The 13778-nt window shown below is 69.2% G+C and carries 8 protein-coding genes; all 8 read right to left on the bottom strand.

Annotated features, from left to right (window positions below; translation table 11 throughout):
* Positions 1–43: 43 nt before the first annotated feature.
* Genes K7472_RS33650 through K7472_RS07670 form a run of 8 tightly spaced genes read right to left on the bottom strand, consistent with a single transcriptional unit; the run spans position 44 to position 13776 of the window.
* Positions 44–2137 carry an HAD-IIIC family phosphatase gene (locus tag K7472_RS33650; protein ID WP_372457939.1) on the bottom strand — a complete coding sequence of 698 codons (2094 nt, stop codon included), beginning with the start codon at positions 2135–2137 and terminating at the stop codon, positions 44–46.
* Complete coding sequence (locus K7472_RS07700) at positions 2110–3096, bottom strand: 3-oxoacyl-[acyl-carrier-protein] synthase III C-terminal domain-containing protein (protein WP_222975425.1); 987 nt, start codon at positions 3094–3096, stop codon at positions 2110–2112. The genes K7472_RS33650 and K7472_RS07700 overlap by 28 nt, the downstream gene beginning before the upstream one ends.
* Positions 3093–4202, bottom strand: coding sequence for an acyl-CoA dehydrogenase family protein (locus tag K7472_RS07695; RefSeq protein ID WP_222975423.1), 1110 nt, complete (start codon positions 4200–4202; stop codon positions 3093–3095). The genes K7472_RS07700 and K7472_RS07695 overlap by 4 nt, the downstream gene beginning before the upstream one ends.
* Positions 4195–4485, bottom strand: coding sequence for an acyl carrier protein (locus tag K7472_RS07690; protein ID WP_222975421.1), 291 nt, complete (start codon positions 4483–4485; stop codon positions 4195–4197). Before K7472_RS07690 ends, K7472_RS07695 begins: the two co-directional genes overlap by 8 nt.
* 52 nt (positions 4486–4537) lie before the next feature.
* On the bottom strand, positions 4538–5404 hold the full coding sequence (locus K7472_RS07685) for a 3-hydroxyacyl-CoA dehydrogenase family protein (RefSeq protein ID WP_372457946.1): 867 nt from the start codon (positions 5402–5404) through the stop codon (positions 4538–4540).
* On the bottom strand, positions 5400–8876 hold the full coding sequence (locus tag K7472_RS07680) for a thioester reductase domain-containing protein (RefSeq protein WP_222975419.1): 3477 nt from the start codon (positions 8874–8876) through the stop codon (positions 5400–5402). Before K7472_RS07680 ends, K7472_RS07685 begins: the two co-directional genes overlap by 5 nt.
* Positions 8873–9193, bottom strand: coding sequence for an acyl carrier protein (locus K7472_RS07675; protein ID WP_222975417.1), 321 nt, complete (start codon positions 9191–9193; stop codon positions 8873–8875). The genes K7472_RS07680 and K7472_RS07675 overlap by 4 nt, the downstream gene beginning before the upstream one ends.
* Positions 9190–13776: a non-ribosomal peptide synthetase gene (locus tag K7472_RS07670; protein WP_222975415.1), complete on the bottom strand. Its 4587-nt coding sequence runs from the start codon at positions 13774–13776 to the stop codon at positions 9190–9192. Before K7472_RS07670 ends, K7472_RS07675 begins: the two co-directional genes overlap by 4 nt.
* Positions 13777–13778 lie beyond the last annotated feature (2 nt).

Raw genomic sequence — 13778 nt, 5'->3', positions numbered from 1 at the left:
CCTTCCTCAATGGGTCCTCAAGGGCGAACGGGATACCGTCCGGTCAGTCGGTGGAGGGCACGGGAAGCCGTGCCAGTGCCGCGCGCAGCCTGTCGTAGCTTTCGTCGAGGTCACCGGAGACCTCGAACTCCCAAACGGGGGCTCCCGAGAGGAGACCGCGCAGGTCGTCCTCCACCGCCTTGAGGTCAGCCTCGCTCTTCGCGGTGGCGTAGTCCTCTCGGCATCGGTCGAGAGCCTCGCTCGCGCTCAGCTCCCTGACCTCCTGACGACCGTCGCCGCGCACCAGGAAGACCATGCAGGAGGGACGGGCCCGGGACAGCAGCCGGTCCTCCAGCGAACGGGGCACAGTGACACGGCTCTTGGCTCCGCCCTCGATCGGTGTCGCCTGCGCGTCCTGAAGGAGATCGGCTCGGGCGATCATCTCGGGCGTGACGTAGAGGGCACGTGGATAGCCCCACACCACCGCGCCCGGCTCGTCCATGTTCCTGGCGAGGATGTCCTCCCCGACCAGCTTGGCACCACGGTGCAGGGCCCAGTAGGTGAACGTCGACTTGCCGACGCCGGCAGCGGCCGTCAGCACGGCCACGCGGCCATCGACCTCGATGGCTCCGGCATGCAACGGGTAACTGCGCGGCGAGCGGCAGATGAGATAGAGAAAGAGGCGTTCCAGCATCCAGCGGCCCCACACCTGGGAGTCGTCGATGTCCGCCCTTGCCAGAGTGATCGTCCCCGCCCCCGCCGACGGGTCGAAGACGCATCGCGAACTCGCCGTGTCGATCACGATGGGGTCGCTCGTCATGACCTCCAGATTGTGCGGCGGGTTCACCGGCACCACCATCGGTCCGTCTTGGATCGCGATGCTCAGACGTATCGTCCGCACTGGTTCGCCGACAGCTCCTTGCCGGTCCACTGCCGGTCCGAAGAACCCCTCCACGACAGGTCGCGCGGCGCTGTCGAAGGAGCACTCCACGCGGTACCCGTAGCATTCGTGCACGGACTCGGCGGCGGGGGCGCCCAGCGTCGGCGCGATGACCCGCATCGTTTCTGAGATCCCCTCGCTTGCCGGGACGCAGTGCAGTCGCTGGACGCCCGGGCCCCCCTCACCCAGGTCCGCGCACTCGACGCAGGGCTGTTGGCTGAACCCGGCGAACCGGTAGGCCACCTCCATGATCCGGTTGCGGTCCGTGGGGCGGAAGTCGGCCGTCAGGTGTACCCCGGCCGCGCGAGCCTGTGCCTTGAGCCAGCGCAGGATGGTGGCGCCCGTGCCGAAAGAGACGACGCGGCAGGATGTGGCCAGAAGCTTGACGTGCCAGTGGCTGGTCAGGCGCTCCAGGAGCACCACGCCAATCGCGCCGTGGTCCCCGAAGCGGTCCGTGAGGCCGGCCACGAGTACGTCGTGGGCCGGGTCGTCGAGCAGCGCTCGCAGGTCGCCTTCCGAGTAGTGGACTCCCGTGGCGTTCATCTGGCTGGTCCGCAGGGTCAGTTCCTCAACCCGGGCCAGTTGGTCTTCGCTCGCCTGCTGGATGGTCAGCCGCAGATCGAGGGAGCAGAGGAACTCGTCGTCCAGTCCTCCGTGTTCGGCCTCGGCTCGCTCGCGGCGGAATCCCGCCTGGTACATGGAACGGCGGTTGGCGGCGTCCTGTGTCACCCGGGCCGGGCTGAATTCGGGGAGCCCCGTCAACAGCGGGGCCCGCCCGGCTTCGTACGTCCGCACGTCGGGCAGCACGTGTTCGACCTCGGCCCGTTCTGTGGGCTGGTCGTCGATGAAGGCAAGGGCGGACGTCGCGAACTTGAGCTGTTCCGCTATGGCGCGAACGGAGTCGGACTTCCTGCCCCAGTTGATCTGGGGCAGAACGAAGTACTCCGCGATACCGAGTCTCTCCAGGCGCTCCCATGCGAGATCGTGGTCGTTACGGCTGGCGACGGACTGCAGGATGCCGCGGGCGTCGAGCTCCTCCACGGTGCGTCGTATCTCGTCCGGCAGCCGGACTTCCTCGTCCTCCAACAGCGTTCCGCGCCATAGCGTGTTGTCCAGGTCCCATACCAGGCACTTGACCAGGGGGAGGCCGACTCCGTTGGCGTTCTGCCCGGCTGTGCTGTGCGACATGATCAGATCTCCCAGAGCGTGGCCGCCCAAGCGGCAACCGGACTGTTGTTCAGGACGAGGACGTGATCGCCGCGCTGCAGACCGCCCTCGGCGAGTACGCGCTGAAGGTTGAGCACGACGTCCATGGCCCCCAGGTGGCCGTATTCGGCGAGGTGACGTCGGCAGACAGAGTGGATGGGCAGGCCGAGCAGGCTCTCGTAGAAGTCGAAGGCGCCGGCGGTGACGTTCTGCATCAAGGTCGCGGCGACATCAGACTTGGCCAGTCCTGCGTCTGCCAGAACGCCATCGACCAACCGGGACAGACGCTGCCTGCTGTGCATGGCCAGGTCGAACCGGTAGCGGTCGGCGGACTGGCATTCCTCGCGCCACTCGTACCACGGCGCGGACTTGTAGTCGACGCGGAAGAGATCATGGAAGGTGCCGTCACTCTCCATCCGATGCGCTCGCAGGACCGGCCGTCCCCCGCGCACCATCGTCATGGCGTAGGCCCCGTCACCGATCACGGTGACGGGGTACCGCACCCGGTCGGCGCCGGTCGGCCGACTCGCATGGGCGATGACCGCGCTGGTGCGTCCCGGATCGGCCACGATCAGGTCGCGGGCCAGGGCCCACGCCGCGCTGGATCCGGTGCAGCCCAGTCCGTCAAGGGTGAAGGAGAACGCACCGGTCAGCCCCGCCTCGGCCTGTACCTGGCCGACATCGGAGCCGAGCAGCACGTCCGGTGAACGGGCGCCGACCAGTATGAGCAGGTCGGGAGCAGGATGCACAGCCTGCCCCAGCCCCTGGACAGCCTCTGCGGCCAGGCCCGCGGTGGCGCGGTCGTCGAAGACACTCACGGTCTCGATGCCCGACCCGAGCGCGAAGCCGGTCTCCTCCCGGTTGAGCAGGCCCCACTCGGGAAGATCCCCCACCTTGACGCGTTCGTCCGGCAGCAGGCAATACATGGCGCCCAGGCCGATCTCCCCGCCGCCCCCGTTCGTGATCGTCATGCCCACACCGTCATCGCTTCGTCTGCCAGCAGCACCTGGCTGATCTCGCTGCTTCCTTCGATGATTTCCATCAACTTCGCGTCCCGGTAGGCGCGTGCCACCACGTGGGAGGAGCGGGCGCCGGCGGAGGCCAGCACCTGAACGGCGCTCGCCGCGCCCCGCGCCGCCTGCTCGGCGGCCACATGCTTGGCCAGTACGGCGGTAGCCATGTACCGCGGTTTCTTGGTGTCCCACTCCAGGCTTGCGTGCTCGCACGCGTACGTAGCCGTGCGCTCGCCGGCGTAGAGCTCCGCGATGTGTCGCTGGACCAATTGATGTTGCGACAGTGGACTGCCGAAGGCGACCCGCTGGGAACTGTGGCGTACGACCTCTCGCAGGCAGGCGCGCAGGATGCCCACGCAACCCCAGGCCACGGAGATCCGGCCGTGCGTCAGCGGTGACGACACCAGCATCATGATGGGCATACCCGCCCCACCGAGCAGGTGGTGGGCGGGCACTCGTACCCGGTCCATCCGGACAGAGGCGTGTCCTGCTGCGCGGCATCCGAGTGGAGAAGGAATGCGTTCGACGCTCACCCCGGGGGCGTCGGTGGGGACGACGACCATGGCGGCGCCGTTGCCGAACCTGCCGAAGACCACGAGCAGTGACGCGTAATGGGCGCCGGTCACCCAGGACTTCGAACCGGTGACGACGATCGTGTCACCGTCTTGGACGATCTCGGTGGACATCGCCGCCAGGTCGCTCCCCGCAGCGGGCTCGCTGAACGCGACCCCGGCCGTCTCACCGGACGTGAGTCGCGGCAGGAACTCGGCTTTTTGCGCGGCAGAGCCGAAGCGGGAGACCGCCCACGCAGCGATGCCCTGGGACGTCATCACGCTCCGCAGCGAGCTGCACGTCTCTCCGGTGGCAGCGATCAGACGACCGTTGTCCTGGCTGTCGAGCCCGAGTCCGCCGAACGACTCGGGGACGTCGGCACAGAGCGCGCCTTTGGCGCCCAACTCCCGGATGAGTTCGCGCGGCAGCTCGGCGCGCTCGTCCCACTCCTCGGCTTGGCCGGCAGCCAGTTCCGTGACCAGCGCGGCCGCCCGGTCGACGGATTCACCCATGGGACGGTTCCGTCTCACAGGTCGCGCGGAGCCGTTCGATGAGTCCCACCATGGCCCGCACACTGCGGAAGTTGTCCATCCGGAGCTCGTCGCCCACCACGGCGACGCCGTACGCCGCCTCGACATGCGTTACCAACTCCAGGGAGAACAGGGACGTGACGGCGCCCGAGGCGAACAGGTCGGTGTCGGGTGCCACCTCTACCTTCCCGCGGCCGTGTAGGAAGGCGAGGAGTTCGGTTTCGATCTCAGTGGCCGTCGGCTGGATGGAAGAGGTAGGGGTCATGGGTGAATCGAGCCTCTCGGTTCGGGGTCGGATGGTGTGCGTCTCGTGGGTGTCAGGATTCGTAGGCGTAGAAACCGCGGCCCGTCTTGCGGCCGAAGTCACCGGTACCGACCTTGCTGAGCAGCAGTTCGCAAGGATCGAAGCCCGCGTCTCCGGTGCGTGTGTGCAGCACGCGCAGGCTGTCGACGACGTTGTCCAGGCCGATCAGGTCCGCTGTGGCGAGCGGTCCGGTCCTGTGGCCGAGGCAACCCTGGAAGAGCGCGTCCACCTCTTCGTGGGTGGCGATCCCCTCCTGCACTATTCGCGCCGACTCGTTGATCATCCGCTGGAGGACACGATTGATGACGAAGCCCGCCCCGTCGCCCACCACGATGGATTCGCGATCGAGGGAGGTGAGGAGCCGAAGCGCCGGGTCCAGTGCCTCGTCGGTCGTGCGCGGTCCCCGGATCACCTCGACGGTACGGATCAGGTACGGCGGATTCATGAAGTGGGCACCGAGGACGTCCGACGGACGGAGGGTGTGTCCGGCGAGCTCGTCGATGGGGATGCCGGACGTGTTGCTCACCAAAGGAGTCCCGGGGGCCACGGATTCGGACACCGCGCGCAGGACCTTCGCCTTCACCTCCGGCATTTCCACGACCGCCTCGATCACCACGGTTGCGGCAGCCGCAGCCTCCAGTGAGGTGGAGGTTGTCAGAGGCGGAAGATCCGTGGTCCGCGGGAGCTTGCCGAGCAACTGCCCTTGGCGGATGCGAAGTGGCACGTCCCGGGCGGCCTTCTCCAGAACACGATCGTCGACGTCCACGAGCACCACGGGAACGCCGTGACCGAGGGCGAGGGCCGCTATGCCCACACCCATGACTCCCGCTCCCAGCACGGCGACCAGGCTCTTGTCCTGTTCTTCCACAGTTCCCTCAATCGTCTCGGTCGGTGCCGGACGTGGCGTCGGCGCCGAGCAGTTCCAGGTAGGCCGGGTCCTTGCCGGCGAGGTGGCAGAGCGCCGCCCGGAGCGACTCCCCGGTCGGGGCGGCGTCGTGCCCGGCCTCGGCCAGCCACGCGCCCCACGCCTCGGCCTCGACTGAAGTGGCATCACCCTCGTGTCCGGCGAGGTCGTAGAGGGCCATGCTCGTCAGGACGTGGTTGTCGCCCGTGCGGGCCCGGGCAGCCACCGCACTGAGCCAGTCCTCCCGGCTCAACGGCTCGGTGGGAAGTCCGGCCGCCGCGAGCAGGGCGAACAGGCGCTGCGCGCCGACCCCTTCGCGTGCCACCAGATGGAAGGCCCGTCCGGCCGCTCCGGGTGCGAAGAGAAGGTCCACGACGGCCTGGGACACCAGATCCACCGGAGCCATCGGCATGGGCCGGTCGTCCAACGGGTGTGCGCCCACCGCGGTTCCGGCCGCCAGCATGCGCCACATCATGTCCTTGGGGTTGCAGGCCCCCGTGGTGGTGGAACCGAGGATCAGTCCGGGACGGAAGATCCTCACCCGCATCCCTTCGGACTCGGCCCGTGCCAGGAGGCGCTCGCAGACCCACTTGCCGACTCCGTAGCCGCCTTGTGCGGGGTCGAGCGGTTGCTCCCGGCTTTCCAGGGTCCGGCCGTTCGTTCCCAGCGCGGGGCCGGTCGCCGCCAGGGAGGAGACGAACCCGAACTCGCGTATGCCATTCGCCCGTGCCCAGCGCACCAGTCCCACCGTGGGCAGCACGTTGTCGTCGCGCAGCTCGCTGTACGGCTCGGTGAAGACGACCCGGGCGGCGCAGTGCAGCAAGTGGCCTACCTGAGTGGCGAGTTCACCATCGCGATAGCCGGAACAGACGTTCGCGACATCGCGCAAGTCACCGACCACCACACGTACTCGTCCCAGGTCGGGAGCGGGCAGTGCGTAGAACGCCGCGGCGTCACTGAGCCGCCGGAGGGCGTCCTCTTCGCTGTCGGCGCGGACCAGGCAGTACACCCTGCGGTCGGTCCGAGTCAGCAACTGGTGCAGGAGGAAGCTCCCCAGGAAGCCGGTGGCTCCGGTGAGCAGAACGCCAGAGCCCGTCGTGCTGTGCGCCGAAGTCTCACCCAGCGGGAGGGTGAGGTCGGCGTCGACGATGGCCCCCTGCCCGTCTGCGGTCTCGTCGTCGGAGCCCGCCGTCGGCTCCGCAGCGTTCGCGGCCCGGACGATCTCCGCGAGCCTGCGGACCGTGGCCCGGCTTCCGCCCGCACGGTGCAGGTTGACCAGCACGCCCAGCCGAGCGTGCACCTCGAGCCCCATGCGCACCGACAGCAGTGAGGTTCCCCCCATCGTGCCGAATTCGTCGTCGAGGCCGACATCTGGTCTGCCGAACAACTCCGCCCAGATGTTGAGGAGGGTTTCCTCCACCGGGTCAGCGCCCGCCTCGGGGCGGCTGGTCGCGGACGTCTTGCGAAGCGGGCCGTCGACGGAGGCCGTCTCCGGGAGGGACACATGGTCGAGTGCCCAGTACCGGCGCCGCTGATAGGGGTACGTAGGCAGGGCCAGTCGGCGTCCGCGGCCGTCTCGGGCGAGATATTCCCAGTCGACATCGGCGCCGTTGAGCCACGCGGTGGTGAAGGCCTCGTCCCAGGCTTGCTGGACCGACGGGACCCGGCCCTCGAAATGCGGTACAAGGCCGGCTCCTGCGGTGCCGCGCGTCAGCCGGAGCAAGTACGCGTCCGTCGGCGGCTGGCCGGGTGCTGACGCGACGACCTCGGCTCGCCCGCGGAAGGCCCGTACCAGGTGGTCCAGGAGCTCTGCGGGGATGCTCCCCCCGGGTTCGGGTGCGACGAGAAGGACCCGGCGCGGTTCGATCCTGGCGGTGCGTACGTGCGGTGGCCGCGGCATTCGAAGAGCCGCCGCCATCTGGTTCGGAGCCGCAGTCACCACGCGCCTTTCGGGGAAGGCGCGGCGCCCCACCCGTAGGGTGTGCGCCACGTCGCCCACGGGCGCGCCGGCGTCCAGGCGCTCTGCCACGGCTCGGGACAGGGCGTCCAGCTCGGTCCGGTTGCGGGCCGACAGAACGAGCCGGACCACATCCACCGGTTCAGCGGAAGGCCGGGTCGGAGCGGGCGGTGGGGCGAGCACCACGGTGGCGTTTGTGCCACCGAGCCCCATGGAATTGACCACCACGTGCCAGTCGTCCGTCTCCGTCATCTTCACCGGCTCGGTGGGGACGAAGAAGGGGCTGTCCGCCAGCACTCCGGGGTCACGAGGATGTTCGAAGGAGGGGTGCGGGGGCACCGTACCCGTGTGCGCGACGTGCACGGCCTTGATGAATCCGGCGATCCCGGCGGCCCAGCCGGCGTGGCCGATGTTGGCCTTCACTGAGGCCAAAGCGCAGTCGCCGCTGCCCCGCCGCGGTGTGCCCAGTTCGTCACCGGCGATACGAAACCCGGCGGTGAGGCCGCGGAGTTCGAGGCTGTCCCCCAGCTGAGTACCCGATCCATGGGCCTCGACGTACCGCACGGTGTGGGGTGGTGCTTCGGCCACCGTCAGCGCTCCGGCCACCACCCCCGCCAGTCCCTTGGCACTCGGTGCGGTGAAGCCCGTTCGCAGGGCCCCGTCATTACCGACCGCGCTGCCCCGCACGACGGCGAGGACCGGGTCACCGTCAGCCAGGGCATCGGTGAGGCGACGCAGCACAACGGCTCCAGCCCCTGCGCCCGCGGCGGTGCCGGTGGAACGTGCCTCGAACGAGCGGCAGTATCCGTCCTCGGACATCACGCCGCCGGGCGTGTAGGTGTATCCGACCAGGGGATCGCTGACCGCCGCACCGCCGGCAACCGCGAGGTCGCACTCGCCGGACAACAGGCTCAGCACCGCGTAGTGCACGCCGGTCAGGGAGGACGAACAAGCCGTCTGCACACCCACCGAAGGCCCGCGCAACCCCAGTTTGTAGGCGACGCGCGAGGCCATGAAGTCGGCCGTGCCACCGAGTGTGAGATCCAGGTCGTCGACGACGGAGGCGAGGCCGCCCTCCCTCAGCTTCGCGGCCTGGAGCGCGACGGTGTACGGGCTGGGGCCTCCGCTGGCGAACACACCCACCACGGGTCCACCGGATCCGGTCGGCGCGTGGCCGGAGGACTCCAGGGCCTCCCAGCACACTTCGAGGAAGATCCGCTGGCTCGGGTCGATGCTTTCCGCCTCGGCCGGCGAGTACCCGAAGAACTCAGCGGCGAACATCTCCACGTCCGGCACCGTGGCGGCGACTGGCACGAATGCCGGATGCGTCAGCTGCGCCGTGGACAGACCGGCGGCCCTCAGACGTTCCTCGGACTGCTGGCGCGTCGAGACGACGCCCGCCATCAGGTTGTCCCAGAAGGTCGCCACGTCGGGCCCGTCGGGAAAGCGACAACCGATACCTATGACTGCGATGTCGGTGGGCCTGCTCATGTCCGGTCCTCCGCTGCGGCGCGGCCGTTGCCGCGCCCGATCAGCCGGGAACGGGAATGGGCGCCGAAACCGCTGTCCCGCTCCTGCTTCGGGTCTGAACTGCCGGTGAGCAGATGGGCCTGGGCCCGGATGGTGGGTGCCTCGAAGAGATCCTCGATGGAGATCTCCCGGCCGAAAAGCTCCTCCAGGTGTTCCTGGAGGACCATCACGAGGAGCGAATGGCCCCCGGCATCGAAGAAGTTGACATCCACATCCTGGACCTCGGTGGCCAGCACCGTGCTCCAGATCCGGCGTACGTCCTCCACCGGCTCCGTCATGGGCGTGCATCTCCAGTCTTCAGGCCCTTGCCGGGCCGGTCGGTGTGTGAGCTGTCGGGGCCCGGGCGTGGGGGGAGGACCGGGTGATCCGGTTGTGAGGCCAATCGGCCGACGGCCCGCACCACTTCGTCGAGCAGGGCGTCGATGGACGGAGCGTCGAACAGAGCCGTCGCGTACGCCAGTTCCACGTCGAAGGAATCGTCCGTGACCCGCAAGGTCAGCTCGAGCTCGTACTTGACGCGCAGGCCGGGCAGGGGCAGGTGCCGGGCCCATATGTCCCTGCCGAGATCAGGCACCGTCGGCGGATCCGTCACCGCCGTCACGAGCACAGGGGTGAGAGGGGGGCGGTTGAGGCCCCGCCCTGGATCCAGCTTCGCCACCAGGGCCTCGAACGGGACGTCCGCGTACTGGTACGTGACCAGACTTTCGTTTCTGACCGCGGACAGCAGGTCCCGCCACGTGGAGGTGGCACGCAGATCGACGCGCAGGGCCAGAGTCTTGATCAGCATGGCCACGGCCTCGGCGGCGGCGGCGCTGTCGCGCCCGACCCAGGGGAGGGCGAAGACGAAGTCACGTTGATCGGTGGTCCCCGCCAGCGCCACGGCCATCAAGGCGGGGGCTGCCATGGAAACAGTGGCTCGCTGGTCGGCCAGCACTTCGCGCAGCCGTGCGCTCGTCTCGGTGGCCAGCCGACGGGTGCGCACGGCCCCCATGGTGTCCTGTACGGCCGGACGTTCCCGGTCGTGGGGGAGAGCGATGTCGGTGGGCGCTCCCCGCAGGCGCGCCAGCAACACCTCCGTGCGGTCTGCCGCCCGGACGTCGGCCGGTGACGGCCTGTCTGCGAGAGCACTGGGATGGATCGCTGGGGGAAGCCGGGGGAGCCCGCTTGTCGCGAAGGACCGGTAGACCTGGCCCAGTTGACGCAGGAGAAGCCGCTGAGCCCAGCCGTCGGTGACGAGATGGTGCATCACCAACGCCAGCACCAGCCGGTCGCTGATCCGGATGATCTCCGCCCGTACGGGCGGCTTGTCGGCGAGGTCGAACGGTGCCCAGCAGAACTCGTCCAGGTACCGCCTGAGCTGTTCTTCTCCCTCGGTCCACTCCCTGATCCGGGTTTCGGCCGGACTGCCGTCGGTCGTGTAGAAGACCTGCCGACTGCTGCGATCGAGGAAGAACCTGGAGCGCAGCGCCGGGTGGTGATCCAGGATGTGGTCGAGGGCCCGGGCGAGCGTGCCGCCGTTCACGGACCCGGAGAACTCCATGAGGGTGGGAGCCAGGTAGGCCGCGCGCTGGCCGGCCAACCGGTCCATGAAGACCATGCGTTGCTGTATCGCCGTCGCGGGATGGCGGCCTTCCGCCGGATCCGTCACGCCGGTCGTCCGGCTGCTCGGAGCGGTATCGAACAGCTCGGCCAGGCCGGCCACGGTCGGCTCGTTGAGGAACGCCCCCAAAGAGAGCGAGACACCGTGCTCCCGTTCGATGGCAGCGAGCATGCGCACAGCCAGCAGCGAGTGACCGCCGAGGGCGAAGAAGTCGTCATCGGGCCCCGGAACCGCTTCATCGCCGGACCGGGACAGGGCGTCACGTCCATCCGTGCGCAGAGCGGCAAGGAACTGCTCACTCGCCCACCGCTGTGTCGTGCCCAGACCGGCCCGGCGCCCCACCCCCTTGGCGAGCGGCGCTGAACGCAACAGGCGGAGCGCCTGGAAGTCGGTCTTGTCGTTCGCGGTCATGGGCAGCGCGTCGACCGGATAGACGGCACCGGGCAACACGGCCGTCGGCAGCCACCGCAGCAGCGGCCTGACCACATCGTCGTGCGTCGGCGGATTCGCGATGTCACTGAGGACGACATAGGCGACCAGCCGCGCCGGGTCACCTTCGGCGGCGACGGCAGCGGACAGGACGGCGTCGTGCCCCTCTTCGACCAACGCGCCGACTTCCGCGGGTTCTATCCGATTCCCGAGGATCTTGGTCTGGTCGTCGGCACGGCCGAGGTACTCGACGCACCCGTCGGGGCGGAGCAGCACGCGGTCCCCGGTCCGGTACATCCGGGCGCACGGTGCGTCCTGCGGTGCGAAGGGATCGGGCAGGAAGGCTCGGGCGGTGAGTTCCGGGCGCCCCACGTAGCCTTTGGAAACGCCGGCCCCCGCGAGGTAGAGCTCGCCCGGTACGCCGGGCGGCAGCTCCTCCCCGGCGGGCCCGAGCACGTAGGCGCGGGTGTTCCAGATGGGTGTTCCGATGGGAGGCGCCTGCGGATCGGCAGGATCGACCTCGGCCGACAGACTGGTGCAGGAGACCTCTGTAGGACCGTAGACGTTCCGGACCGTGACGTTCCAGCGCTTCTCGCACTCCGCGGCGAGTGAGCGAGTGAGCTTCTCACCGCCGAGGTAGACAAGCCGGAGGGCAGGAGCTGTCAGATCCGTCGACCCGTCCTCGGAGTCCAGCACAGCGCGCAGCAGGCCGGGTGTCATGGAGACCACCGACGCGGCGCCCAGCAGCCGTCGCAGGGCTCTGCCGTCCTTGCGCTCCAGGTCGTCGGCGAAGAGCAGTTCCGCGCCCGAGACCAGCGCGCGGAAGACTTCGAAGGTGGCCGGGTCGAAGGAGGTGCCCACCACGCACAGCAGCCGGTCGGCCGAACTCAGCCGTGCGTCCTCGGCCCACCACGCCACCGTGTTGGCGAGTCCACGGTGGGACACGGGAACGCCCTTGGGGCGGCCGGTGGTACCCGACGTGTAGACGACCACGGCTGTGTCGTCGCCCGACAGGTCGGGGGACGAGCGCACCACGGGCCCGACATGGCGCAGAGCCCGCAGATCGAGAACGCGGATGTCGGCGTTCGTCCGGCGGATCACCTCGGCTCCCTCGCGGTCGGCGAGCATGATCCGTGCGTCCAGGTCCCCGAGGATGTACTCCAACCGTTCCGGCGGAGTGTCCAGACCGAGTGGCACGTACGCGTTACCCGACCGAAGTGTGCCGAGCCAGGCGGCGGTCAGAGCCGGACCGCGGGCGGCGAGGACTGGTACGACCCCGACTGCGCGGCCCACATGCTGGGCGATCGCCCAGGACCAGTCGTCCAGCTGCCCTCGGGTGAGGCGTTCGCCGCCCGCGCTCACGGCGACGGCGTCCGGTTCCCCACCCAGTCGCGCGGAGATTGCGTCAAGGAGGGTCCGGTCAAGAGGCGGAGAGGTCTGCCCCAGATCACGGCGCGGTCCCACCAGCGTGCCTGGCACGGGAATTCCCGGCGTGCGACGTGACAAAGGAAGAACGGACAAGGGACTGGCCGGTGCTTCGACGGCTGCGGCCAGCAACGCGAGGAAGCTGTCGCGGAATCGCGCCGCCGTCTCCCCGGAGCACAGAGCCAGGTCGTATTCGATGGTGCCGACCGCTCCGTCCGCCCGCTCTTCGACCAGGAAGAGAAGGTCGTATCTGGCGGTACCGGTCGGGAGCAGTTCGGGCTGCTGCCAGCGAGTATTGCCCGTGGTTCGCGGAGCCGGCATGTTCTGCACGCCGAAGGCGACTTCCACCAGGCGTCCGCGTCCGGCCCCCCGTTTCACCGCGGTCAGGGCGGTGACCCGGTCGAAGGGCAGATCCTGGTGGGCCAGTGCCCGGAAGGCCTCGGTGCGCGACTGGAGGCACAGCTCCTCGAAGGACATCTCCGGGGCGGGGCGACATCGGAGCGGGACGGTGTTCACGAAACAGCCGACCACACCCTCCAGGGCCGGTCTGGGACGGTTCGCCATCACGGTGCCGACGATGAAGTCCGCGGCGCCCGACCACCGTCGTAGCACCTCCTGGAACGCGGACAGGAGGACGACGAAGGGCGTCGCCCGCAGGCGGGTGGCCAGTACCCCCGTGGCCTGCCAGACGTCACCCGGTATGGGGAACGTCAGGTGACCGCCCGCGCGGACGTCCGTGGTGCGCGGGCCGCGGCCGGGGAAGAGCGGTGAGTCAGTGGCCTCGCTCAGCTCCTCCGCCCGTCTCGCGGACCGGCCCTCCACATCGCGCTGACTCCAGGACTCGTGCTCCCACGTGGCGAAGTCGGTGTAACGCGTCGGCTGTCGCGGTACGGACAGACCGGTGTCGGCCAGGGCCGCGTCGTAGGCCGCGAGCAAGTCGTCGAACAGGGCGGCCAGCGACCATCCGTCGAAGGCGATGTGGTGCAGCGTCAGCAGGAGCGTGTCGCCTTCCGGCGCACCATGCCAGAGGTCGCAGCGCAGCAGCGGCCCGGCGGTCAGGTCGAACGGTGTGCGGCCGTGCGCCAGGACGTCCTCCCTGTCCGGCCGGACGGCACTGTGGTGCAGGGACACTTCCACCGCACGCGGAGGTCGCACCTGTTGCACCGGCCGGTCGCCGCGGAGCCGGTAAGTGGTCCGAAGGGCCTCGTGCCATGTCGTGAGCCGGTGCAGAGCCTGACGTAGCGCGGCGACATCCACCGGCTCGTTCCACCGCATGAGGAGGGGCACGTTGCAGGCCGCCGCACCAGGGTGAGCCCGGTCGAGGAACCACATGCTCTCCTGCGCCGACGACAGCGGGGACTCGACCGTGTCGCGTCCAGGCGGACCCGGCCGGCTGTGATCACTCATCG

Source organism: Streptantibioticus parmotrematis (genome assembly GCF_019890615.1).
GTDB classification, from domain to species: Bacteria; Actinomycetota; Actinomycetes; order Streptomycetales; family Streptomycetaceae; genus Streptantibioticus_D; species Streptantibioticus_D parmotrematis.
Note: the sequence above shows the minus strand (reverse complement) of the source record. Positions and strands in the feature narration are given on the sequence as shown.